At 68.1% G+C, this 23,495-nt stretch carries 20 protein-coding genes; 12 read left to right on the top strand and 8 right to left on the bottom strand.

Annotated features, from left to right (window positions below):
- Window positions 1–2: 2 nt before the first annotated feature.
- Both OG205_RS33370 and OG205_RS33365 read left to right on the top strand, forming a co-directional pair.
- Window positions 3–1,238, top strand: coding sequence for a 3-oxoacyl-ACP reductase (locus OG205_RS33370; protein ID WP_330271902.1), 1,236 nt, complete (start codon window positions 3–5; stop codon window positions 1,236–1,238).
- Complete coding sequence (locus OG205_RS33365) at window positions 1,238–1,999, top strand: MaoC family dehydratase (protein ID WP_442916611.1); 762 nt, start codon at window positions 1,238–1,240, stop codon at window positions 1,997–1,999. Before OG205_RS33370 ends, OG205_RS33365 begins: the two co-directional genes overlap by 1 nt.
- Here the strand turns inward: OG205_RS33365 and OG205_RS33360 are convergent.
- Window positions 1,988–2,626 carry a TetR/AcrR family transcriptional regulator gene (locus OG205_RS33360; RefSeq protein WP_330271900.1) on the bottom strand — a complete coding sequence of 213 codons (639 nt, stop codon included), beginning with the start codon at window positions 2,624–2,626 and terminating at the stop codon, window positions 1,988–1,990. The two genes, OG205_RS33365 and OG205_RS33360, sit on opposite strands and share 12 nt — an antisense overlap.
- Window positions 2,627–2,724: 98 nt before the next feature.
- Here OG205_RS33360 and OG205_RS33355 point away from each other — a divergent pair, with 98 nt between their 5' ends.
- The 4 genes from OG205_RS33355 to OG205_RS33340 all read left to right on the top strand — a co-directional run bounded on the left by OG205_RS33355 (window position 2,725) and on the right by OG205_RS33340 (window position 6,374).
- The gene (locus tag OG205_RS33355) at window positions 2,725–3,354 is read left to right on the top strand and encodes an SCP2 sterol-binding domain-containing protein (protein ID WP_330271899.1); all 630 of its coding nucleotides are present in this window, start codon (window positions 2,725–2,727) and stop codon (window positions 3,352–3,354) included.
- 10 nt (window positions 3,355–3,364) lie between these two features.
- Window positions 3,365–4,579, top strand: a complete 1,215-nt coding sequence (locus tag OG205_RS33350) for an acyl-CoA dehydrogenase family protein (RefSeq protein WP_330271898.1) — start codon at window positions 3,365–3,367, stop codon at window positions 4,577–4,579.
- A gap of 98 nt (window positions 4,580–4,677) precedes the next feature.
- A complete protein-coding gene (locus OG205_RS33345; RefSeq protein ID WP_330271897.1) occupies window positions 4,678–5,574 on the top strand; it encodes a hypothetical protein in 897 nt (298 codons plus the stop codon).
- 71 nt (window positions 5,575–5,645) lie between these two features.
- Window positions 5,646–6,374 carry a thermonuclease family protein gene (locus OG205_RS33340; protein WP_330271896.1) on the top strand — a complete coding sequence of 243 codons (729 nt, stop codon included), beginning with the start codon at window positions 5,646–5,648 and terminating at the stop codon, window positions 6,372–6,374.
- Between the two features lie 162 nt (window positions 6,375–6,536).
- Here the strand turns inward: OG205_RS33340 and OG205_RS33335 are convergent, their stop codons facing one another.
- From OG205_RS33335 to OG205_RS33325, 3 genes are all read right to left on the bottom strand, one after another.
- Window positions 6,537–6,863 carry a hypothetical protein gene (locus OG205_RS33335; protein WP_330271895.1) on the bottom strand — a complete coding sequence of 109 codons (327 nt, stop codon included), beginning with the start codon at window positions 6,861–6,863 and terminating at the stop codon, window positions 6,537–6,539.
- Between the two features lie 69 nt (window positions 6,864–6,932).
- Window positions 6,933–7,853, bottom strand: coding sequence for a helix-turn-helix domain-containing protein (locus tag OG205_RS33330; protein ID WP_330271894.1), 921 nt, complete (start codon window positions 7,851–7,853; stop codon window positions 6,933–6,935).
- A gap of 43 nt (window positions 7,854–7,896) precedes the next feature.
- The gene (locus tag OG205_RS33325) at window positions 7,897–9,396 is read right to left on the bottom strand and encodes a carboxylesterase/lipase family protein (protein WP_330271893.1); all 1,500 of its coding nucleotides are present in this window, start codon (window positions 9,394–9,396) and stop codon (window positions 7,897–7,899) included.
- A gap of 116 nt (window positions 9,397–9,512) precedes the next feature.
- Here OG205_RS33325 and OG205_RS33320 point away from each other — a divergent pair, with 116 nt between their 5' ends.
- The gene (locus OG205_RS33320; RefSeq protein WP_330271892.1) at window positions 9,513–10,601 is read left to right on the top strand and encodes a hypothetical protein; all 1,089 of its coding nucleotides are present in this window, start codon (window positions 9,513–9,515) and stop codon (window positions 10,599–10,601) included.
- Here OG205_RS33320 and OG205_RS33315 read toward each other — a convergent pair.
- From OG205_RS33315 to pdhA, 3 genes are read right to left on the bottom strand one after another with little or no spacing between them, the layout of a single operon-like run.
- Window positions 10,595–11,980 carry a dihydrolipoamide acetyltransferase family protein gene (locus OG205_RS33315; protein ID WP_330271891.1) on the bottom strand — a complete coding sequence of 462 codons (1,386 nt, stop codon included), beginning with the start codon at window positions 11,978–11,980 and terminating at the stop codon, window positions 10,595–10,597. The two genes, OG205_RS33320 and OG205_RS33315, sit on opposite strands and share 7 nt — an antisense overlap.
- A gap of 14 nt (window positions 11,981–11,994) precedes the next feature.
- Window positions 11,995–13,017 carry an alpha-ketoacid dehydrogenase subunit beta gene (locus OG205_RS33310; RefSeq protein WP_330271890.1) on the bottom strand — a complete coding sequence of 341 codons (1,023 nt, stop codon included), beginning with the start codon at window positions 13,015–13,017 and terminating at the stop codon, window positions 11,995–11,997.
- Window positions 13,017–14,213, bottom strand: coding sequence for a pyruvate dehydrogenase (acetyl-transferring) E1 component subunit alpha (gene pdhA, locus OG205_RS33305; protein ID WP_319976474.1), 1,197 nt, complete (start codon window positions 14,211–14,213; stop codon window positions 13,017–13,019). Before pdhA ends, OG205_RS33310 begins: the two co-directional genes overlap by 1 nt.
- A 355-nt stretch (window positions 14,214–14,568) precedes the next feature.
- Here pdhA and OG205_RS33300 point away from each other — a divergent pair, with 355 nt between their 5' ends.
- Entirely contained in the window at window positions 14,569–15,987 is a 1,419-nt protein-coding gene (locus OG205_RS33300; protein WP_330271889.1) for a M20/M25/M40 family metallo-hydrolase, read from the top strand.
- On the opposite strand, the gene OG205_RS33295 is transcribed toward OG205_RS33300, so the two are convergent.
- Window positions 15,938–17,998 (bottom strand): hypothetical protein, encoded by a 2,061-nt coding sequence (locus tag OG205_RS33295; protein WP_330271888.1) that lies wholly within the window; start codon window positions 17,996–17,998, stop codon window positions 15,938–15,940. The two genes, OG205_RS33300 and OG205_RS33295, sit on opposite strands and share 50 nt — an antisense overlap.
- Before the next feature lie 147 nt (window positions 17,999–18,145).
- Between OG205_RS33295 and OG205_RS33290 the strand changes: the two genes are divergently transcribed.
- The 4 genes from OG205_RS33290 (at window position 18,146) to OG205_RS33275 (ending at window position 23,494) form a co-directional block, all read left to right on the top strand.
- On the top strand, window positions 18,146–20,800 hold the full coding sequence (locus OG205_RS33290) for an MGH1-like glycoside hydrolase domain-containing protein (protein WP_330271887.1): 2,655 nt from the start codon (window positions 18,146–18,148) through the stop codon (window positions 20,798–20,800).
- Between the two features lie 241 nt (window positions 20,801–21,041).
- Window positions 21,042–21,860 (top strand): basic amino acid ABC transporter substrate-binding protein, encoded by an 819-nt coding sequence (locus OG205_RS33285; RefSeq protein WP_330271886.1) that lies wholly within the window; start codon window positions 21,042–21,044, stop codon window positions 21,858–21,860.
- A gap of 72 nt (window positions 21,861–21,932) precedes the next feature.
- Entirely contained in the window at window positions 21,933–22,730 is a 798-nt protein-coding gene (locus OG205_RS33280) for an amino acid ABC transporter permease (RefSeq protein ID WP_330271885.1), read from the top strand.
- Complete coding sequence (locus OG205_RS33275) at window positions 22,727–23,494, top strand: amino acid ABC transporter ATP-binding protein (RefSeq protein ID WP_330271884.1); 768 nt, start codon at window positions 22,727–22,729, stop codon at window positions 23,492–23,494. The genes OG205_RS33280 and OG205_RS33275 overlap by 4 nt, the downstream gene beginning before the upstream one ends.
- Window position 23,495 lies beyond the last annotated feature (1 nt).

The raw sequence follows: 23,495 nt of genomic DNA, 5'->3' as shown, positions 1-23,495 counted from the left end.
ACGTGGACAGGTACCAGAAGTTCGCGACGTCGGGGCTGGGTCGCCAGCTCGTGCGCAGGCTCGGCCTGCCGAACCCGTATCCGCTCCGCCGTGACGCCGCTCTGGCGACACCCGTTCTGGTGGGTGGCGCTTCCCGGCTGTCTTTTCTGAAGCAGCTGGAAACAGGGGCGGCTCCCTACGGCGCGCTGGTGTTCGACGCATCCGAGATCTCGGCCGTCGCGGACCTGCGGCAGTTGCACGACTTCTTCCACTCGGCGATCACGCAGCTCGGGCCGTGCGGGCGGGTGATCGTGATCGGGCGGTCGCCGGACTCCGTGGCGCAACGCGCGCTCGAAGGGTTCGTGCGGTCGGTCGGCAAGGAGCTGCGCCGCGGCGGCACGGCCAACCTGGTCCACGTGGCGGACGGCGCCGAGGACGGGGTCGAGTCGACGCTGCGGTTCCTGCTGTCCGGGCGGTCCGCGTACGTGTCCGGGCAGGTCGTCCACGTGTCCGGGAACTCGCCGGCAGGCACGCTGGACGGCAAGGTCGCGCTGGTCACGGGTGCCTCCCGGGGCATCGGCGAGGCGATCGCCACGGCTCTGGGACGCGATGGCGCGCACGTGGTCTGCCTCGACGTGCCTGCGGCCGGCGACGAGCTGTCGAAGGTCGCGAACGCCGTCGGCGGGTCGGCGTTGCAGCTCGACATCACCGGCGATCCCGCGCGGCTGACCTCGTACCTGCTGGAACGGCACGGCGGCGTCGACGTCGTCGTGCACAACGCGGGCATCACCCGCGACAAGACGTTGGCGCGCATGGACTCCTCGCTGTGGGACTCGGTGCTGGAGGTCAACCTCGCCTGCCAGGAACGGATCAACGAGGCGCTGCTGGACGGCGACGTGCTGCGCGACGGCGGGCGGATCGTCGGGGTGTCGTCGATCGCCGGCATCGCGGGCAACGTCGGCCAGACCAACTACGCCACGTCGAAGGCCGGTGTGATCGGGATGGTCCAGACGCTCGCACCCGTGCTGGCCGCTCGCGGGGCCACGATCAACGCGGTGGCGCCCGGTTTCATCGAGACGAAGATGACCGCGGCGGTGCCGTTCGCGACGCGCGAGGTCGGGCGGCGGATGAACAGCCTGTCGCAGGGCGGGTTGCCGGCGGACGTCGCGGAGACCGTGGCGTGGTTCGCGTCGCCGGGTTCCGGTGGCGTGAACGGGAACGTCGTGCGGGTGTGCGGTCAGATGCTGCTGGGGGCCTGATGTTGCTGCGTGCCGCTCTGACGTCGTTCCGGCGCGGGGAAACCCTTGCCGCGGAACCGGTTTCAGCTTCTTTGGACGTGTCGCTGAAGCATCTGGCGGCGTACAACGCGGTGTGCGGGTTCGGGTTGCGTGACGCGTTGCCGCTGACGTACCCGCACGTGCTGGGCTTTCCGTCGCAGATGAAGCTGATGTCAGGCTCCGGGTTCCCGTTCCCGTTGCCCGGCCTCGTGCACATCGCGAACCGGATCACGCAGTCGCGTCCGCTGAAGCTGTGCGAACCGCTGGAGATCACGGTGTCCGCGCGCGATCTGCGGCCGCACCCGCAGGGCACCCAGGTCGACGTGGTGACGTCGGTTTCCGGTGTCTGGGAAGGGGTTTCGACCTACCTGCGGCGCACCGGCGGCTCGTCGGGACAGAGCGAGGAGCTGCAGCGTCCGGCCGGGTCGGCGGTGTGGCGGGTGCCCGCGGACATCGGGCGGCGTTACGGCGCGGCGTCCGGCGACCGCAACCCGATCCACCTGCATCCGTTGAGCGCCAGGCTGTTCGGCTTCAAGCGGGCCATCGCGCACGGGATGTGGACGAAGGCGCGGTGCCTGGCCGCGCTGGAGGGGCGGCTTCCCGAGGCCGTGACGGTGGACGTCCGGTTCAAGAAGCCGCTGCTCATCCCCGGTCGTGTCGAGTTCTCGGCGGCCGAGGGCGCGAACGGCTGGGAGTTCGCCGTGTGGGGCAAGGGGCCCCACCTGGTCGGTTCAGCGGCGTGACGGTGGATGCCAGACGTTGCCGTCGACGAGGTCGCCGAAGCCCATCCAGACGAGGTTCATGAGGCGGGCCGCGACGACGCCGGCGGGTTCCTCCGGGTGGTCGAGCCACCAGTCCGCGAGCGACTCGCCGGCCCCGACCAGCGCGGCGGCCAGCGACTCGGCCTCCAGCTTGGTCGCCGGTGCCTTCGTGGACTGGGTGAGCAGTGCCGCGACCAGTGAGACCGCGCGGCCGCGCATGTCCGTGAGCTCGATCGCGAACGGACCGCCCTGGGTGGACGCCTGCCGGTGCAGCACCTGCCAGCTCGCCCGGTTCTCGCCGACGAACCCGAAGAACGCCCGCAGGCCGCTCCACAACTGCACGTCGGGTTCCTGGTCGGGCTCGACGCCCGTCGCGATGGCCTCCATCATGCGGGTGGCCTCGCGCCGGATGCAGGTCGCGAACAGCTCCTCCTTCGAGCCGAGGTAGGCGTAGAGCATCGGCTTGGAGATGCCCGCGACCTCGGAGATCTCGTCCATCGACGCCGAGTGGAAGCCGAGTCGTGAGAACACGTCGACGGCGGCATCCATGATCTGCCGCTCACGCACGGCGCGTGGCAAGCGCTTGGCTCGACCTTCTGTGCGCATCATTACCCCTCGGTTCGGAGCGGCAAGATTATCCGATCGGGTTGCCGCTCTATCTACTGGTGAGTAGTCTTACTCGCGAGTAGGTACCAGGAGGTGTGTCCATGACGCTCGACCTCACCACCGAGGCGATCGCGAAGCTCAGCCCGGCCGAGCTGATCAGCACGTTGCAGCAGATCACGCCGGACGACCCGGCGCTGGCCGATGTGAACATCGACGTCATCGCCCGTGGCATCGACCCGAAGAAGCTCGGCAAGGACGACTTCGCCGCACTGCTGAACGCCCTGGGCGCGCTCGCCGACGGCGGCGCCGACCTCGACCTGTCGAAGATGGACCCGTCCAACTTCGCCCGCATCATCTCGCGCGCCTCGAAGGACCAGATCGAGGCCGTCGTCGCGGATCCCGCCCTGCGCGTGCGCGTGCTGGACGAGGTGTTCCGCCGCATGGAGGTCCACTTCCGCGCGGACCGGGCAGGCGCGACCAAGGCCGTCGTGCACTTCCACGTGCTGGAAGACGTCTACGAGGCCATCATCGAGAACGCGGAATGCACCATCAACAAGGGCGTGACGCGCGAGGCCCGTGCCATCGTGACGCTGACGCCCGCCGACTTCCTGAAGCTGGCGACCGGCAACGCGTCCGCGCCAGTGCTCTTCATGACGGGCAAGCTGAAGGTCAAGGGCGACCTGGGGTTCGCGGCCGGGTTCATGAGCCTGTTCAACATCCCGAAGGCTTAGGAGACTTTCTGTGGGTGGCTTCTCGCTCGAGCTGAACGAAGACCAGACGGACCTGCGCGACTGGGTGCACGGCTTCGCTCGCGACGTGATCAGGCCGGCGGCCTCCGAGTGGGACGAGCGCGAGGAGACACCGTGGCCGGTGATCCAGGAGGCGGCGAAGATCGGCCTCTACGGCTTCGAGTCCCTCGCGACCTGGTTCGCCGACCCGATCGGCCTGTCGCTGCCGATCGCGACCGAGGAACTCTTCTGGGGCGACGCCGGCATCGCCCTGGCCCTGATGGGCACCGGCCTCGCCGTGGCGGGCATCTTCGCGGGCGGTGAGCCCGAGCAGCTGGCCGAGTGGGTGCCGGAGTGCTTCGGCGACGAGTCGGACCCGAAGCTGGCCGCCTTCTGCGCCTCCGAACCCCAGGCGGGCTCCGACGTCGCCGGCTACCGGACCCGCGCGCGTTACGACGAGGCCACCGACGAGTGGGTGCTCAACGGCCAGAAGGCATGGGCCACCAACGGCGGCATCGCGAACGTGCACGTGGTCACCGCCGTCATCGATCCCGCGCTGGGTTCTCGTGGCCAGGCCGGTTTCATCATCCCGCCCGGCACACCCGGCCTGTCGTCCCCCGGCAAGATCAAGAAGCACGGCATGCGCGCCTCGCACACGGCCGACGTGTTCCTCGACGACGTGCGCGTTCCAGGCCGCTGCGTCCTGGGCGGCAGGGAACGACTGGAGGCGCGGCTCGCCCGTGCCCGCGAAGGCCTGAAGTCAGGCGGCCAGGCGGCGATGGCCACGTTCGAGACAACGCGTCCGACCGTGGGCGCGATGGCGGTCGGTGTCGCACGTGCCGCCTACGAGTACTCGCTGGACTACGCGAAGGACCGCGAGGCGTTCGGGCGCAAGATCATCGAGAACCAGTCGATCGCGTTCGACCTCGCGAACATGCGAATGGAGATCGACGCGTCACGACTGCTGGTGTGGCGGGCGGCGTGGATGGGGCGCAACAACGTGCCTTTCACCGCCGGCGAGGGATCGATGTCGAAGCTCAAGGCGTCCGAGGTGTCGGTGTGGGCGACCGAGCGGGCGATCCACATCCTCGGCGGGGCCGGGTACACGCGGGAGCACCCGGTGGAGCGGATGCATCGCGACGCCAAGATCTTCACCATCTTCGAAGGTACGAGCGAGATCCAGCGACTTGTGGTGTCCCGCATGATCTCGGGCATGCAGATCAAGTAGCAGATGGCGGGCGGCTTCCGAGTTGCCCGCCATCCCGGTAACACCCCGCCTACATCACTCGATCTTTGCTTCCGACGGCACGACGGAAGCGGTGGTGGATGAACGGGCGGATCGCCGAGTGGATGCGGGACGGCGGAGCGGTCGCGGTAACGTTGGCCGGCATCGCTCTTTACGTGGCGTTACGACTGCCGTCGGCGATCTTCTACGCGCGGCTGGGCACAACCCCCGAGGCAGCCGGAATCACCTACTTGACGCTGCTGACCGGATCGACGCTCGGCGCCGGTCTGACGATCGCGGTGTCCGGACTCATGGTTCTGCTCTTGGCGGCAGCCGCGGTGTACGTGGCGACCGCCGTCAAGGCAGTCGTCTTGGTCGGACACATCGTTGCGATGAGGCGTGTGGCTTCGAACAGGCTGCACGACGAGTATCTCGAGAGGGTCGTAGCGGCCATAGAGAGCCTGTGGAGTACCTACGGCAGCTACATCGAGCAGCGGTCCGGGGCCACACTCGACTTTCTCAAACAAGACTTGACCAGGCGTTTCGAACTCGGCCGCCTGGGCGTACGAACCCACAGCCAGCAGCAGGAACTGGATGAACGCCGCGCACGCTGGACGACACTCTTCTCCCTTCGGGATGCCATGGAAGCGCCCGGACACCTCAGCACCGAGTGGCTTGTCCTCAACGGCAAGAGAACGGCCATCATCGTCGCGTTTTTCGCCATCTTCGCCGGCCTTCCGCTGTTCGCATTCGCCCAGGCGAGGGAAGTCATGCAGGCCAGACAGGACCTCGGCAGCAAATTCGGCCTGTTCGCGTACAGCGCGCAGCCGGTGCGGATCGACATCGCCTCCAAGGAGGCACCGCCCACCTTCAGCCCTTACGTGGGGAAGGACCTGTTCCTGATCGGGCAGAACGCGCAACAGGTAGTCCTGTACTTCCCAGCGGAGCGCAGGACGCTCATGTTCCCGGCGAACGCGGTGCAGATCTCGACTCGCTGAGAGTGATTGAGGAGTAACACCACGTCCCACTGCGCCGATCAGCCCAGTAGGTCGGCGTTAGGGGGATCGTGGTGCTCCCGAATGTGTTCCTGATGGCCGCCGCGGTCCTGGCCGGGGCCGCGAGCAGTGCCTACGTCGTGACGGTCGTGGACCGTCCGCAACCGGTCGTCGTCAGCCATGTGGTGCGTGTCGTCGACGCGGAGACGGTCGAGGTGCGCGAAGGCGATCGCACGACGGCCGTGAAGCTCGTGAACGTTGCCGCGCCCGCTGCGGACGAGTGTCTGCACGCGGAGGCGCGGAATTTGCTCACCCAGCTGCTGCCCGAGGGCACACAGGTGACCGTGACGCGGGAAGGGCCGTTCGCTGCTCTGTCCACACAGGACGGGAAGCTGGTCAACGCGGCGTTGATCGGCGAGGGGCTCGCGGTGCCTACCGTCAACGGCATCCGGTTTCTCGGCCAGGCCAAGGAAGCGAACAACTCGGCCGTGGAGAAGCGGAAAGGGCTGCATTCGCCGGACGTGCCGTGCACGTTGCCCGGGCAGGTCAGGGCGATCACCGAGGCCGCGGCCGTGGTCGAGGCGCAGCCGCTCAAGGGCAGCAGGGCCGAGTTGACGGTGGCCGCGGACACGGCGAAGACCGCCATCGGGCTGGTGGATCAGCTGGCCAAGCCTGGCGGGCTGACGTGGGACGCGGTGGCGCCGGTGGACCAGACGGTGTTGCTGGCGAAGGTCACCAAGGTGGTGCCGACGTTGTACCGCAAGGAAGCCGAGCTGCGGAACGTCGTCAAGGGGTTGAAGTGATGGCCCGCCGTTCCCCTGAGCCGGCGGGCCACTCGCGCAAGCATCGGGGTTCGCGGTTATGGCTCGGTAAAAAGGCTGGTGGTCCTGGTGTTCTGAGGCATGAGGTTGTTGCCGCCGGTGTGGTTGATCGTGGCGGCGACGATCGCGTTCTGCGGACTCGCGTTAAAGGGGCAGCGTCAGGATCGCGCCCACGCGCTTGAGTTCGCGGCGGTGCACTGCCAGCAGCACCACGTCGGACGGGCGGCGGAAGTGCAGCACGACGAAGTTCGGGTGCGGTGGGTCCTGGTCGGCGATCTGCTCGACGCGGCCCTCGTCGTCGCTGAAGACGATCCGCTCGGCCCAGATCAGCTTGGTGGGGCCGAAGAACAGCTCGCCTTCGTGCCACTCGCCGTCCAGGAAGACGTCGCCGTCGCCGCGTGAGTTGTCTTCTCCGCTGGGCCCGAAGGTCTCCGCGAAGACTCCCCCGAGAATCTCGAAAAGCACAGACATGAACGAACCCCCTTCGTTGCTACGGGAACGAGCTGGGCGCCCAGCTGGTTCCCGCGCTGTCTCGGAGGTCTAGCCGAACGGCTGGCCGGCCTCGCGCAGCCAGGCGCGCTCACGCGAGTGGTCCGGCATGGCGGGCCAGCCGTTGATCCTCGCGATCAGGACCCAGTACCGCTCGGCACGCGGGTCCGCGAAGTCGGAGAGTTCGCGCAGCCGCTCGACGAGGCGTTCGTCGTTCGGCAGGTTCAGCGCTTCCGCCCAGTTGGAGTTCACGCGGTCCACGACCGTGCGCGCTTCAGCGGACTCCGGCGCGATACCGGCGTCGATGGCCTCGCGCGCCTGGGCGATCGCGAAGTTGAACGCCTCCATCTGCCCCTCGGCCGGCGGACCCATGTCCGCACCCGCCCTGCGCTGTTCCTCGTGCTGCTGGGACATCCGCTTGACCGACGCGCGGAAGTCCGGGTCCTGCACGAGCTTCGCGAGCTCGACCCACGCTTCCAACTGCTCGGTCGACGGGTCGTCCGGCAGTTCGACCCGCACGGAACGCATGTGCTGCTCGAACTGCGGGTCCAGCTCGTAGGGCCCGAACACCTCCTCGAAGAAGTCGTCGAGGATCCGCTGGCGCTCCTCGTCCGACATGCGTGCCAACTCGTTCATCAGTTCCATCTCCCCTCCCTTGGCGACGGCGCGCAGGACGGCACGGCGTAGCCGCAAAGTCCTCATTTGCGCGTCGATCGCATCCGCATGGGTGCGCGCCACGTCGGTCATCGAGACCTCGCGGGCGAGAATCCGCCCGACGGTCGGCAGATCCACACCCAGGTCGCGAAGGGTGCGGACGAGCTTGAGCTTGGCGACCGCCTCACCGTCGTACGTCCGGTAGCCGCCGACCGTTCTGGAGGTGGGCGGGATGAGGCCCTGGTCGGAGTAGAACCGGATCGTCCTGACGGTGAGGCCGGTCATCCTGGCCAGCTCGCCGATCTGGTAGCGCGTCACGGGGACAACTGTGCAGTCTCCAGTGACTGGAGAGTCAAACGGATCAACCGATCGAGTTCCAGAACGAGCAGTTGTGCCTGGTCAGGCCGTTGACCTGACCGATGTGGCCGAGCGAGTACTCCTGGACGTTGCCGGAACGGTAGGTCGCCCAGCCCGGGTTGCCGGTGCGGGCGAACGTCGTCCAGTCGCGGATCAGCGTCGAGGCGAGCCGCTGCTGGGCGGGGTCGAGGTCGAACATCGGGATGTCGAACAGGTAGGCGAGCTCGGCGGAGTGCAGGGCTCCGCCAGGGAAGGTCTCCGAGAAGAGGTCCTTGAAGTAGCCGAGCGGCGCGGTGCGGTCGGCGAACTCGTAGCCGTACGTCGGCGTGTAGCGGGAGAGCAGCCGGTCGTCGGCGAGCTGGTTGCAGGCCCACACGCCGTCGGTGAGAACGGTGCCGTACGCAAGACGCGCGGACTCGCCGACCGGGTACTCGGCGGCGATCTTGGCGGCCTTCTCCGCGCCGTACGCCTGCTGAAGCAAACCGTTGTAGTCGAACGGTTCCGGCACGGTCGCGGACGTCAGCCTGCCCTCGTCCCTGGTGTTGCCCCAGATCAACGGGACGCGGTTGAACCGGCCGGACCGCAGCGCGTCAACGGGGTTCACCGGCAGCACCCGGTTGCCGGTCACAACAGGGGTCGCGCCGCGGTCGATGGCGGTGAAAGCACTGGCGGGCAACGCACGCAGGCACGCGACGTCCGAGCAACCGAGCTGCGCGGACAACGCCACCGCGTCGGTCTGCGCCGCGGACTTCGAGATCCAGGGAGCACTGGCCGGCTTGCCGTGGATCACGCCGTTGGCACCCCACGTCGTGGAGCAGCCGCCGCTCTGCGCGATGGCCTTCTGGAACAGGCCGCGCGACAGCGGTGACGTGACGTGCGCGCACACGTCGAACGCGCCGCCCGACTCACCGAAAACCGTGACGTTGCGCGGATCCCCGCCGAACGCGGCGGCGTTGCGCTGCACCCACTTCAGCGCGGCCTGCTGGTCCTCGATGCCGTACGCGCCCGAGTCGGGCAGGCTCGGGTGCCCGAAGAAACCGAAGAAACCCAGGCGGTAGTTGATGGTCACGACCACCACGTCGCCCTGCACGGCCAGCCTGCTCGTGCCGAACCCCGCGCCGGACAGGTAGCTGTTGCCGCCGCCGTGGATCCACACCATGACCGGCTTGCGCCCGTGCCGCGAAGGCGTGGTGACGTTGAGGTAGAGGCAGTCCTCGTCGGTGCTCGGCGAACCGGCACCGGCCGACTGGGCACAGGCAGGGCCGGGTTGACCGGCGTCGCGCGGAGTCGTCCACGGCGTCACCGGCTGCGGTGAACGCCATCGCAGCTCACCGACGGGCGGTGCCGCGTAGGGAATTCCCTGGTACTGCTGGTGATCAGCGAGAACGGTGCCACGCACCGGTCCGGAGTCGGTCCGCACCAGGCCACTCTCACCGGCCTGCGCCACCCCGGTCAGGCCCAGCAGCAGACCCGCGCTGATCAGCAAAGACAGTCGCTTGCGCATTTTTCGTGTGCCCCCTCAGAAGAAGCTTTGACACACCTGCGTCGATCGAAGGGTCCGCCGATCGACATCCGTGGACCTTCCACATACCGAGCCGCCCATGAGGCACGATCACCTGCGTGGGGGCGATCATCTGGCAGTACGCGGCGGCGGGGGCGCTGGCCGTGGTGTGGCTGTTGTTGCTGGTCCGGCGCCTGGGCCTGCCCTCTCGCCGACAGCGGACCAGGCGCGACGCCCAGTCACCCGTCTGGTTGTCGATCGTCGGCTGGCTGCTGATCGCCGTGCTCGTGGCGGCGACGGCGGGCGGCGGACTGCTGTGGCTGCTGGGCTGGCCGACGATGCCGAAGCAGGCGGCGTTCAGCACGACCGAGATGCTCGACCTGTTGAAGATCGGGCTCGCGGTGGTCGCGGGGTTCGGCGGCGTGGTCGCGCTCGCGGTGAACTACCGCAAGCAACGCGTCACGAACGAACGTTTCAAGGTCGCCGCGGAACTGCTCAGCGGTGAGCAGGCCGGTCTGCGGATCGCGGGTGTCTCCGCCATGGCCGGTCTCGCCGACGACTGGGATGCCCAGCGGCAGATGTGCGTCGACGCGTTGATCGACCAACTGAGGCTGCAAGAGGGTGATCAGGGCGCCGAGGTGGCGAACAAGATCTTCCGTGCGCTGCGGGAACGACTCGGCACGCCGCGCGAGGCGGGTCCGTGGTCAGCGTTGAACTTCGACTTCACCGGCGTCCGGTTCGTCGACGCCGACTTCAGCGAGCGCACCTTCGCGGGTGCGGTGATCTTCGATGGCGCCGAGTTCACCGGTGATCACACCTCGTTCGAGCGGACCGCGTTCCACCGCACGACGCTGAGCTGTCACGGCACGACGTTCACGAACACCGAGGTGAACTTCCAGGACGCGTACTTCCGTTACACCGCAATGGAGTTCGTCGGCTGCACGTTCGACCGCGCGACCTTCAACATGCGGGGCATGGAGGCATCACGCCGCGCGATCGACTTCTACCGCAGCGACTTCATCAGCAGCAGCATCACCGGACGGGACACGACAGTTCGCCTGATCCGGGTCGAACTCTGCACACTCGCGGACAGCACCATCGACGTGCAGTCGTTCGAGCCCAGCTTCAAGGCCCTGCGGTTCAGCCGCAACACCGTCGTGGGTGGGGAGCCGGCAGGGCTCCCCACCACGTCGAACGGACCTCAGTAGGTCATCGCGATGCCCGGCTCGGCCAGCAGAGCGCCGACGTCGGCCAGGAACTGCGAACCCTGCTGACCGTCGACCACGCGGTGGTCGAACGACAGCGCGAGCTGGCAGATCTTGCGGATCTTGATCTCGCCGTCGACCACCCACGGCATGTCGCGGATCGCGCCGAGGGCGAGGATCGCGGACTCTCCGGGGTTGAGGATCGGCGTGCCGGTGTCGACGCCGAAGACGCCGACGTTGGTGATCGTGATGGTGCCGTTCATCATGTCGGCCGGCGACGTCTTGCCGTCACGGGCGACCGTGGCGAGCTCGTCGAGCGCCACCGCGAGTTCCTTCAACGACATGCGGTCGGCGTCGCGGACCTTCGGCACCACCAGGCCGCGCGGCGTTGCGGCCGCGATGCCCAGGTGGACGTAGTCCTTGTAGACGATCTCGTTCGCCGCCGCGTCCCACGTCGCGTTGACGTCCGGCGTGCGACGGGCCGCGAGGATGATCGCCTTGGCGCAGAACGCCAGCGGCGTCAGCTTCACGCCGCGGAACTCCGGCGCGTTCTTCAGGCGCGCGCGCAGTTCCATCATCGGCGTCACGTCGACCGTCAGGAACTCGGTGACGTGCGGCGCGGTGAACGCGCTGTCCACCATCGCCTGCGCGGTCGCCTTGCGGACGCCCTTGATCGGCACCCGGCGTTCGCGCGAGCCGTTGTCCACATAGGACGCTGCCGGAGCGGCGGCGGCGACCGGGGCTGCCACCGCGGTCTCGACGTCCTCCCGCGTGATCACGCCGTTCGGGCCGGAGCCCGTGAGCGCGTGCAGGTCGACGCCGAGGTCCTTGGCCAGCTTGCGCACCGGCGGCTTGGCCAGCGGCACGTACCCACCCGGCGCCTGCACGGGAGCGGCGACCACGACCGGAGCCGGGGGCGCCACAACAGGAGCAGGAGCGGGAGCGGGCGGAGCCACGACTGCCGCGGCCGGAGCAGCGGCGGGCGCGTCCTTGCGGGCCCGGCGCTTCGCGGTACCGGACTTCGGGCCGTAGCCGACGAGCGTCGCGATGCGCCCGCCCGGCATCTCCTCGCCGATCTTGCCGGACGAGGTGCCGTTCGCTTCCGCCACAACAGGAGCGGGAGCGGCCGCGCCACCGGGGTCGGTGTCGATCGTGATGATCGGGACGCCGACCTCGACGGTCTGACCGGGCTCCGCGAGGAGCTCGGTCACGACGCCCGCCCACGGGCAGGGCAGCTCGACGGCGGCCTTGGCCGTCTCGATCTCGACGATGATCTGGTTGACCGTGACGGTGTCACCCGGCTTCACGTGCCAGGTGAGGATGTCGGCCTCGGTCAGCCCCTCTGCCGTGTCGGGCAAGGGGAACTGCTTGAACTGCGGCATTTCCGGTTGTCCCCTTACCAGGCGAGAGAGCGGTCGACGGCGTGCAGCACCCGGTCGAGGTCGGGGAGGAACTCCTCCTCGAGCTTCGAGGGCGGGTACGGGGTGTCGAAACCGGTCACCCGCAGCACCGGTGCCTGCAAGGAGTAGAAGCACTCCTGCTGGACCTTGGCTGCAATCTCGCTGCTGATCGAGGACTCGGACGGCGCCTCGGACACGACGATCAGACGGCCGGTGCGGCGCACCGAGTCGTAGACCGGCGCGAGGTCCAGCGGCGACAGCGTGCGCAGGTCGATGACCTCCAGCGACGTGCCGTCCTCGGCGGCCGCGTTGGCGGCGTCGAGCGAGGTGCGGACCATCGGGCCGTACGCGACCAGCGTCGCGTCGGTGCCCTGACGCAGGACGCGCGACTCGAACAGCTTGCCGGGCTGGGCCGTGGTGTCGACCTCGCCCTTCTCGTAGTAACGACGCTTGGGCTCGAAGAACAGCACCGGGTCGTCGCTGTCGATCGCCTGCTGGATCATCCAGTACGCGTCGGCCGGGTTCGAGCACGAGACGACCTTGAGGCCGGCGGTGTGCGCGAAGTACGACTCGGGCGACTCCGAGTGGTGCTCGACCGCACCGATGCCGCCGCCGAACGGCACGCGGATCACGATGGGCAGCTTGATCTTGCCCTGGGTGCGGTAGTGCAGCTTCGCGACCTGCGACACGATCTGGTCGAAGCCCGGGAAGATGAAGCCGTCGAACTGGATCTCGCACACCGGGCGGTAGCCGCGGATCGCGAGGCCGACGGCGGTGCCGATGATGCCGGACTCCGCGAGCGGCGTGTCGAGAACGCGCTGCTCACCGAAGTCCTTCTGCAGGCCGTCGGTGATTCGGAAGACGCCGCCGAGCTTGCCGATGTCCTCGCCCATCATGATGACCTTGGGGTTGGCCTCCATGGCCGCCCGCAGGCCCATGTTCAGGGCTTTGGAGATCGTGAGCGTCTGCGGGCCGGCCGGCGCTGCGGCTGTGGAACGGTCCATGGTCGGAGCAGCCATCAGTGCTCACCTCCAGCAAAACCCGAGACGTAGTCGAGGAATTCGTCGCGCTGCGCGTCGAGGACGGGGCTGCCCTCCGCGTACACGTTGCTGAAGATCCGTTCAGCGGGCGGATCGGGCATGTTCGTGCAGAACTCCCGCAGTTCCTCGCCCAGCTTGTCGGCGTCGGCCTCGACGCTGTCGAAGAAGTCGTGGTCGGCCCACTGCTGGCGGACCAGGTAGACCTTCACGCGCTCGATCGGGTCCTTGAGCTTCCACATCTCCAGCTCGTCCGACAGGCGGTAGCGCGTCGGGTCGTCGGAGGTGGTGTGCGCGTCCATCCGGTAGGTGAACGCCTCGATCAGGATCGGGCCGTTGCCGTGGCGGCACTCGTCCAACGCCCACTTCGTCACGGCGAGCGTCGCGAGGACGTCGTTGCCGTCGACGCGGATGCCGGGGAAGCCGTAGCCGCGGGCGCGCTGGTACAGCGGCAGGCGCGACTGGCGCTCGGTGGGCTCGGAGATGGCCCACTGGTTGTTCTGGCAGAAGAAGACGAGCGGCGCGTCGTAGACCGCGGCCCACACGAAGCCCTCGTGCACGTCACCCTGGCTGGTCGCGCCGTCGCCGAAGAAGCACATGGTGGCTTCGCCTTCGTCGTCGCCGACCTTGCCGTCGAACTTCTGGCCCATCGCGTACCCGGCCGCGTTGAGGACCTGGTTGCCGATGACGATCGTGTACGGGTGGAAGCGCTTCTCGACGGGGTCCCAGGTGCCCTGGTCCGTGCCGCGGAAGATGCCGAGCAGCTCGGTCGGGTTGATCCCGCGCGTCCACGCGATGCCGTGCTCGCGGTAGCTCGGGAACGCCATGTCCGTCTGACGCATCGCGCGGCCGGCGCCGATCTGGGCCGCCTCCTGGCCGAGCAGCGGCACCCAGATGCCGAGCTGGCCCTTGCGCTGCAACGCGTTCGCCTCGCGGTCGACCCGGCGGATCAGGACCATGTCGCGGTACAGACCGCGCAGTTCCTCCGCCGAGATGTCGATGTCGAAGTCGGGGTGCTGGACCCGCTCACCCTCCGGGGTGAGGAGCTGCACCAGGTCGGCGCCGCCCTCGTCGGTCGCTCGCAAGCCTGCGATCACCTGCTCCGCTGTCGGTTTTGCGGCAGTGGCGGCCGGCGCTGCATCCGGCTCAGGGTGCGTCCATTGCTCAGGGGACGACATGCGCCTTCTCCTCTGTCTACTCCGACCGCCTGATCGCTCGTGACGACCTCGTGCGGCGACGTCGGCGGTCGCCGCCAACCCTGTGGGGCCGGAGGCAGCCGTCGACGGTGACGGTGGCTTACGACCACATCCTGACACGGCCTCACCCGAGTTGGTGAGACCCGTCCCACTTCGTAACACACGAGTCAACGTTCTGATCAGCGACAACAGTCGGAGGTTCGACCTTTTGTCCTCCGACTAGGCCGTCCGATTAACGGACACTGCTGTCCCGGTTACCGATCGTTAACTTAGCTGCGGGCCTCCAGGGAAGAGCCTAAGCACGCGAGCAGAGGCGGAGTCGTGACAGGATCGAGAGGTGGACCGCTCAGTTGTGACCAGCACCGTCAGGACGCTCTGGGACGACGACATCGTCCCGAGCCTGTCTCGGCTCGTCGCCGTGCCGGCGATCTCGCCCGCGTTCGATCCCGCCTGGGAAGAGCACGGCGAACTGGCCGCCGCGATCGAGCACGTGCGCCTCTGGATCGCCTCCCGGAACCTACCTGGAGCGACCCTCGAAGTCGTCCAACTGGCGGGACGCACGCCACTTCTCGTGGTCGACGTGCCCGCGTCCGGTAACTCTGGCGACGACACGGTGTTGCTCTACGGCCACCTCGACAAGCAGCCGCCGGTGGGCGGCTGGGGTGAAGGGCTCGGCCCGTGGACCCCGGTTCTGCGTGACGGACGTCTCTACGGCCGTGGCGCGGCCGATGACGGCTATTCCGGATATGCCGCGATTGCCGCGATCGAGGCCGTGCGCGCGGCAGGTGGCTCACACGCCCGTTGCGTCGTGCTGCTGGAGACCGGCGAGGAGTCGGGTTCGCCCGATCTGCCCGCTTACCTGGAGCACCTCACCTCGCAGCTGGGCCGAGTTTCACTGGTCGTGTGCCTGGACTCCGGCGGCTCCGACTACGACCGCATGTGGCTGACCACGTCGTTGCGCGGATTGGTGCAGGTCACGGCCACCGTCCGGGTGCTGGACGGCGGACTGCACTCCGGCATGGCGTCGGGCATCGTGCCGTCGTCGTTCCGCATCGCCCGTGTGTTGCTCGACCGGCTGGAGAACGCCGAGACCGGCGAGGTCCTCGTGCCGGAGATGCACGTCGAGATCCCGGCCGGGCGACTGGCCGAGGTCCGCGAGGCCGTCGAGGCCGCGCCGGGTGCGCTGTGGGGTGCGGTGCCGCGCGTCGGTGACCTGCGGCCGATGTCCGACGACGAGGTCGAGCTGGCGCTGAACTCCGGCTGGCGGCCGACCCTGTCCGTGACCGGCGCCGAGGGTCTGCCGTTGCCTGATGACGCCGGCAACGTGCTGCGCCCCTTCACCTCCCTGGTGCTGTCGTTCCGCCTGCCGCCCACGGCCGACGCCGCCGTCGCGCTGGAGGCGGTCAAGCAGCGGTTGACCACCGATGTGCCCTACGGCGCGACCGTGGAGCTCTCGCGCGTCGAGTACGCCGACGGCTGGAACGCTCCGGAGCTCGCGCCGTGGCTGTCCGCGGTGCTGGACGACGCCGGCAAGGACGTGTTCGGCGCGCCTTGGCGGACGGTGTCGCTCGGTGGGTCGATCCCGTTCATGGGGCTGCTGCACGAGGCCTACCCGGACGCGCAGTTCGTGGTGACCGGGGTAATCGGACCGGACTCGAACTGCCACGTGCCGGACGAGTGGCTGCACCTGGCGCACGCGGCTCGGGTCACCGAGGCCGTGGCCCTGGTGCTCGACGCGCAGTCGAAGCAGAGCTGAACTCCTCGAGCAGGGCCAGGCCTGTGGCCGGGTTGCTCCCCGCGTAGCGGCGCGCTCTCGCGAGTGCGTCGACCTGCGCGGGGACGACCTCGGTCAGGTCGTCGGCGAAGTAGTCGCGGACGACGGCGAGGAACGCGATCCGTGCCGCCGCCCTGTCCGCGAGATCTCCGATCGCGGTGTGCTCCAAGGTGTAGGAGGCCTGTACCCGTTCGTGCAGGACGTGCAGGTCCGGGTCCGGATCGGCGAGCACTCGCAGCAGTTTCGTCACGCCGTCGCGGTCGTCCAGCGCCGTCAGCGCGTCGCTCGTCGTCTTGCACACCCGGTCCAGTTCGTCGGCGACCAGCTTCTCGGCCACGGCCGCCAGCGACGTGCCCCGCACCTGCCGGACGATCGCGCGGGCCGAGCGGGTGAGCTGGCGGGCGAGTCCCCCGGAGAACGCGAAGGCGAGCGCCACGAACACCTCGGGCAGCCCGTCGACCGACCTGCTGATCAGGCCGCGGGCGAGCTGGAAGTCCAGGTAGTCGACCCTGACGACCTCGTCGAACGAGCTGTCGAAGACGCTGCGCAGCCCCATGCCCGCGAGCTCGAAGTCATGCTGGGCCTCGGTGGACACCGACATCAGGTAGTAGCAGCCGGGCACGTCGAACACGGCCTTGATCTCGTTGAGGAACCTGCGGGCGGGCTCGCCCGCACCGATGCGGTCGATCTCGTCGATGGCGATCACCACGCGCACCGGGTCCAGCGTGCGGGCCACGGCGCCGACGAACCCGCGGAAGTCGTCCACCACCTCGGGATACGTCGGCGGACGGCCGGTCAGGCTGGTCGCGCGCTTGTAGGCGAGCTCCGCACCGCGGAAGCCGAACTTCCCGCTGGTCTCACCGGTGAGGGTCTGGACGTACGCGATGTCGCGGAGACCGCGCTGCGCCGATCTCGCCAGCAGGCGCCGTTCGTCGGGCCGGACCCACCAGCGGCGCCGGAGGACCTGAGGAGCGGTCTCGCGGAGGTGGGCGAGCACCGCGTGGCAGGCCTGCGCGTAGAGGTGCAGCACGAACTCGCGCGGGACGTAGTCGACTGGTGCCGCGACCAGCACGGTCAGGTCAGCGGTCTGGCCCTGCCTGCGGTAGGCACCTCGGCAGAAGGCCCTCAGCAGGTTGGTCTTGCCGGAACCGCGCGGGCCGGCGAGCGCGAAGCTGCCGCCGTCGAGGGTGTCGACCAGTTCGGCCAACTCCCTGCCCGCCGGCACCGGCTGGTGACTGATCAGCGACCCGCCTCGGTGCAGGTTCCGCGCGTCGCCGAACGCGAGCTCGGTGCCGGGCACGATCCGAGTGCCGCCCAGCTCGGCGCGCAGTGCGGGCAGCACGCCGTCGTTCAGCATCGCCGACCGCCATTCTCCGAGCGCCTGCTCCGCCGCGGCGGTCCTGGCGGCGAGCATCGCCGGTGGCAACAGTGCGTTGAGGGCATCGGTCAGGTGGTCCACGCCCAAGAAGGCCAAGACCCCGAGCGGCACGGTGGCGAACAACGCGAACCAGGGGCCCACGGTCAGCGCGACGAGGTTAGCGCCGACCACGGCGAGGGTGATGCAGCCCAGCCCCAGGAATCCCCAGAACCACGCGACCGTCCTCCCGATCACGGTCAGGTACGACACCCCGAGCACCACCACGGCGATTCCGGCGGCGATCGCCGTGTTGCGGACAACGGGCAGCGCGGGGTTGCCGTTGACCCCGTGCTTGAACAACAGCGCCGCGAGCAGGCACTCGGTCACCGGAATCACGATGAGCAGCAGACACCGCCACAGGAACGGGTGCTTCACCGTGGCACGAGCCAGAGCGCGCGTGGATCCGACCCTGAGCTCGACGTAGCGGTCGTGGTGAGCACGCGCCGAAGCGACGATCCACGGCTTGGCCTCCCGCAGCACGGCCCGCAGCGCCTCGGGATCACCAGGCGGTTCCCCGTGCTCGCCCGGCCGCAGCGCCGCCTCAACGGCCTGCTCGAAGACCTCGTCCTCGGTCACCCCCGCATCGTGCGCTCGTTCGGACACGATCGAAATGGACCGAACAGGTCACATCCGGTGCCCGCTCCACCCGGCTTTTAGTGAGGAAAGACTCAGACAACACGTGGGCCCGACCGGCCGTCCTACCTGGTGTCCCACACTGGGGCGATGGGCGAACAGGCGGAACGGGCGCGTCTCGCGGAGTCGGACACACCGACTTCGCCGTGGCGGCTGTGGGGGCCGTACCTCTCGGGTCGCCAGTGGGGCACGGTCCGCGAGGACTACTCGCCCGCGGGTGACGCGTGGGCGTCGTTCCCGTTCGACCACGCCCGTGCGCGCGCCTACCGGTGGGGCGAGGACGGCATCGCCGGCATTTGCGACGTGCACGGGTTCATGAACTTCGCGATCGCCCTGTGGAACGGCAAGGACCCGATCCTCAAGGAGCGGTACTTCGGCCTCACCAACGACGAGGGCAACCACGGTGAGGACGTCAAGGAGCACTGGTGGGTGACCGACGGGACGCCCACCCACTCCTGGATGCAGGTGGTCTACCGGTATCCGCAGCGGGAGTTCCCCTACGGCCAGTTGCGGGAGATGGCGCGCAACGCAGGCCGGGAGAACCGCGAGCCTGAACTGAGCGACACCGGGGTGCTCGACGAGAACCGGTTCTTCGACGTCCAGGTCACCTACGCGAAGGCCGACACGGACGACATCTGCGTCGAGATCAGCGCGACGAACCACGGGCCTGAGGACGCGCCGCTGCACCTGTTGCCGCAGCTGTGGTTCCGCAACACGTGGGCGTGGGGGCGGGACCAACGGCCGTGTCAGCTCGTTGCGAGCACCACGACCGGACGCAAGGTCACGGCTGACCACGGCAACCTCGGCCGGTACACGCTGCACCTGGACGACTCGCCGTCGATGCTCATGACGGACAACGAGAGCAACGAGATGTCGCTCTTCGGGGCCGAGCGCAACCCGTCGCCGTGGGCCAAGGACGGCATCTGCAACTACGTGGTGCACGGGAGCACGTCCACGTGTCAGGTCGTGGGGCCGGACGACGCCGGTGCGGCGGGCACGAAGTTCGCGGCCTGGTACTCGTTCGACCCGGTGGAGCCGGGCGAGACGGTGACGATCCGCGTCCGGCTCGTCGGCGGCGACGGGCATGTGGACCCGTTCGGGCCGAGCTTCGAAGAGACCATGAGCGCCCGCAAGCTCGAGGCCGACGAGTTCCACGACGCCATCGCGCCGGACACGAGCCTCGAGGAGAAGCACGTGCTGCGGCGCGCGCTCGCGGGTCTCATGTGGACGAAGCAGCACTACCGGTTCCGCACGCGCGACTGGCTGGACGGCGACCCGACCAAGCCCGAGGCGCCGTCGAGCCGAAGAACGCCCGAGGCGCGCAACGTGCACTGGCGGCATCTCGACGTCGCCGACGTGATCTCGATGCCGGACGAGTGGGAGTACCCGTGGTTCGCGGCGTGGGACCTCGCGTTCCACACGATCCCGTTCACGCTGGTCGACCCCGCGTTCGCGAAGGAGCAGCTGCTGCTGTTCTGCCGTGAGTGGATGATGCACCCGAACGGCCAGATTCCCGCCTACGAGTGGGAGTTCGGCGACGTCAACCCACCGGTGCACGCGTGGGCCGCGTTGCAGGTCTACCGCGCGGACGGCAGCAGGGACCGCGGCTTCCTCGCCAAGATCTTCCACAAGCTGCTGCTCAACTTCTCCTGGTGGGTCAACCGCAAGGACGCCGACGGCAGCTACCTGTTCGAGGGCGGGTTCCTCGGCATGGACAACATCGGGCCGGTCAACCGGTCGGCGCCGATGCTGGGCGAGTGGCGGCTGGAGCAGTCCGACGCCACGTCGTGGATGGCCGCGTACAGCCTGCACCTCATGCAGATCGCGCTGGAGCTGGCGCGCGACGACGAGTCCTATGAGGACGTCGCGACGAAGTTCGTCGAGCACTTCCTGTCGATCGCGGAGGCGTTCACGCACTTCGGGTCGCACGGCGGCGGAATCTGGCACGACGAGGACGGCTTCTGCTACGACCGCGTCTCGCGGCGCCACCCGGACGGTCACGTCGAGTCCGAGCCGGTGCGCGTGCGGTCGATGGTCGGCCTGATCCCGTTGCTCGCGTCAGCCGTTCTCGAACCGTGGGTGCTCAGTGACCTGCACGGGTTCACCAGGCGGCTGGAGCACCTGCTCAAGCGCCGGCCGGAGCTGCGGCAGTTCATCACGTTCCACTACGAGCGCGGCGCGTTCGTGTCGTTGCTGGACGAGAGCAAGCTCAAGCGCGTGCTGCACCGGATGCTCGACGAGCAGGAGTTCCTGTCGCCGCACGGCATCCGAAGCCTGAGCGCCGCCCACCGCGAGGGCCTCGAGGTCAACGTCGCGGGCCAGGACCACCGCATGGGCTACGAGCCCGGCGAGTCGCACACGCCGATGTTCGGCGGCAACTCGAACTGGCGCGGCCCGGTCTGGCTGCCGACCAACGCGCTGCTGGTGGAGGCGCTCCGGACCGTCTGCGCGTTCCACGACGGCATGTTCCAGGTCGAGATGCCGACGCACTCCGGCCGCTGGGTGACCGCGGGCCAGGCCGCGGACGAGCTCTCCGACCGGCTCGTCGGGCTGTTCCTGCCCGACCACGACGGGCGCAGACCGTCGGACGGCAAGCGGATCGAGGCGTCCGAGTCACCCCTGTGGCGCAGGCACGTCACCTTCAGCGAGTACTTCGACGGGGACACGGGTGAGGGTCTCGGGGCCACGCACCAGACCGGCTGGACCGCGCTGGTGGCGGGTCTGCTGACCGAAAGAACACGCTGACCAGCACCGTCGTGATCAAATCCTGATCAAGGACACGCTCGCGGATGGTTATCATTCGTGCGCAATACGTGAAGACGTTGTGTGATCTGGGCCAAATCGCGCAAGATTCTGTGCCCAGAAGACCGATTTGACGCAAAAACATTGCAAGGCAGTGGCCTGTAACACCCACGTGCTGTCCACCGCGTCACCCGAGTGGCAGGATCCCGTTCACTCGTCCGCGACAGTTACGAGGAGTGACGCAGTGGCTCGTCGATCCAGGCACGTGCTCGCCCTGCTGCCCGCAGCGGCCCTAGCGCTGACCGCGCTCGCCGGTTGCGCGACGAGCACCAACAGCGGTGGCGGCACCACCGACGGTGGCATCAAGCTTGTCAAGGAAGGCAAGCTCGTCACCTGCACCCATCTGTCCTACAAGCCGTTCCAGTACACCGACGGCGACAAGACGGTCGGCTTCGACGTCGACCTCGTCGACCTGGTCGCCAAGGAACTGGGTGTCACGCAGGAGATCTTCGACACGCAGTTCGAGACGATCACCTCTGGCGCGAGCTTCAACGCGAACCAGTGCGACGTCGCCGCCGCGGGTATGACCATCAAGGAAGAGCGGAAGCAGTCGATCGACTTCTCCGACCCGTACTTCGACGCCACGCAGGCGCTGCTGGTCAAGAAGGACTCGCCGATCAAGACCCTGGCGGACCTCAAGGGCAAGAAGATCGGCGTCCAGCTGGACACCACCGGTGAGATCTACGCGAACGACAACAAGGCCGCCAACGGCTACGAGGTCATCCAGTTCGAGGACCTCCCGCTGATGGAGACGGCCGTGCGCACCGGCGCCGTCGACGCCGCGATCAACGACAACGGCGTGCTCTTCGACTACGCCAAGGAGTTCCCGGACACCTCGGTCTCCGCGGAGTTCAACACGAACGAGCAGTACGGCATCGGCCTGAAGAAGGGCAACACCGCGTTGCTCACCAAGGTCAACGAGGTCCTGAAGAAGGCCAAGGACAGCGGCGAGTACGACAAGATCTACGAGAAGTGGTTCGGCAAGAAGCCGGAGAAGAAGTAGCTCTCGAACGAACGGGGCGGCAGCTGATGCCGCCCCGTTCGCGTCCGAACCACATCCGCTAGGAGTCAGACCATGGCGCTGTCCAAGCGCAAGCGGGCCGAATACTTCCGGTACTCGCAATACACGCTGCTCGTAGTCATCGCCCTGGTGATCGCGTTCCTCGCCGACTGGGAACAGATCCGCACGGCGTTCTTCAACTTCAAGACGATGCGGGAGATGTTCCCGAACGTCATCGTCATCGCGTTGAAGAACACCATCATCTACACGGTGCTCGGATTCGCGTTCGGCCTCGCGCTGGGCCTGGTCCTCGCGCTGATGAAGCTCTCGTCGATCGCGCCGTACCGCTGGATCGCGACCATCTACATCGAGTTCTTCCGCGGCATTCCCGCGCTGCTGGTGTTCATCGGTCTGGCGTTCGGCGTGCCGCTCGCGTTCCAGATCCAGTTCGACATCTACTCCACGACCATGCTGGCGCTCGGCATCGTCGGTGCCGCCTACATGGCCGAGACGATCCGCGCCGGCATCCAGGCCGTGCCGAAGGGTCAGGTCGAGGCGGCGCGTTCGCTGGGCATGTCGCAGGGCCGCGCGATGATCACCATCGTGATCCCGCAGGCCTTCCGGATCATCCTGCCGCCGCTGACCAACGAGCTGATCCTGCTGACCAAGGACTCCTCGCTGATCTACATCATCGGACTGGCCCGCGACCAGTACGAACTGACGAAGTTCGGGCGGGAGACGCTGAGCCGCAGCCCGTCGCTCACCCCGATCCTCGTCGTCGGTCTCTGCTACCTGATCATCACGTTGCCGCTCGGGTACCTCTCGCGGTACCTGGAGCGCCGCTCCGGCGGAAAGAAGGTGTCCGTCCTGTGAGCGAGATTTCCGTTGAGATCACCGGGCTGAAGAAGTCGTTCGGCTCGTTGGACGTGCTCAAGGGCATCGATGTCACGGTCAACCGCGGTGACGTGGTCTGCATCGTCGGCCCGTCCGGTTCGGGCAAGTCGACGTTGCTCCGCTGCGTGAACCTGCTCGAGGAGCCGAACGACGGCAAGATCGTCGTCAACGGCGTCGAGCTGACCGACCAGGACGTCGACATCGACCTGGCGCGCACGAAGATCGGCATGGTCTTCCAGTCGTTCAACCTGTTCTCGCACCTGAACGTTCTGGCCAACCTCACCGTTGCTCAGCGCAAGGTGCTCAAGCGCGGCGAGAAGGAGGCGCAGGAAGTCGCCCTGCGCAACCTGGAGCGGGTCGGCCTGTCGGAGAAGGCCAACGCGATGCCCGCGCAGCTCTCCGGTGGCCAGCAGCAACGCGTGGCGATCGCCCGCGCGTTGTCGATGGACCCCGAGGTGATGCTGTTCGACGAGCCGACCTCGGCGCTCGACCCCGAGCTCGTCGGTGACGTGCTGGGCGTGATGCGCCAGCTCGCCGACGAGGGCATGACGATGCTGGTCGTGACGCACGAGATGCAGTTCGCCCGCGAGGTCGCAGACAAGGTGATCTTCATGGACGGCGGCTACATCGTCGAGGAGGGCCCCGCGGCCGAGGTGATCGGCAACCCGCAGGAGGCGCGCACCCAGGAGTTCCTGGCGCGGGTGCTCGACCCGACGCACCACGGCCCGCGCGACCCGGCCTAGC

Origin of the sequence: Lentzea sp. NBC_00516, assembly GCF_036346835.1 — a bacterium.
GTDB lineage: Bacteria > Actinomycetota > Actinomycetes > Mycobacteriales > Pseudonocardiaceae > Lentzea > Lentzea sokolovensis.
This window is presented reverse-complemented; position numbering and strand designations above follow the sequence as displayed.

Coding starts and splice junctions, on each gene's coding strand:
- OG205_RS33365 (WP_442916611.1), top strand. CDS start 1,238: ATGTTGCTGCGTGCCGCTCTGACGTCGTTCCGGCGCGGGGAAACCCTT.
- OG205_RS33360 (WP_330271900.1), bottom strand. CDS start 2,626: ATGATGCGCACAGAAGGTCGAGCCAAGCGCTTGCCACGCGCCGTGCGT.
- OG205_RS33355 (WP_330271899.1), top strand. CDS start 2,725: ATGACGCTCGACCTCACCACCGAGGCGATCGCGAAGCTCAGCCCGGCC.
- OG205_RS33345 (WP_330271897.1), top strand. CDS start 4,678: ATGAACGGGCGGATCGCCGAGTGGATGCGGGACGGCGGAGCGGTCGCG.
- OG205_RS33335 (WP_330271895.1), bottom strand. CDS start 6,863: ATGTCTGTGCTTTTCGAGATTCTCGGGGGAGTCTTCGCGGAGACCTTC.
- OG205_RS33325 (WP_330271893.1), bottom strand. CDS start 9,396: ATGCGCAAGCGACTGTCTTTGCTGATCAGCGCGGGTCTGCTGCTGGGC.
- OG205_RS33315 (WP_330271891.1), bottom strand. CDS start 11,980: ATGCCGCAGTTCAAGCAGTTCCCCTTGCCCGACACGGCAGAGGGGCTG.
- OG205_RS33310 (WP_330271890.1), bottom strand. CDS start 13,017: ATGGCTGCTCCGACCATGGACCGTTCCACAGCCGCAGCGCCGGCCGGC.
- pdhA (WP_319976474.1), bottom strand. CDS start 14,213: ATGTCGTCCCCTGAGCAATGGACGCACCCTGAGCCGGATGCAGCGCCG.
- OG205_RS33290 (WP_330271887.1), top strand. CDS start 18,146: ATGGGCGAACAGGCGGAACGGGCGCGTCTCGCGGAGTCGGACACACCG.
- OG205_RS33280 (WP_330271885.1), top strand. CDS start 21,933: ATGGCGCTGTCCAAGCGCAAGCGGGCCGAATACTTCCGGTACTCGCAA.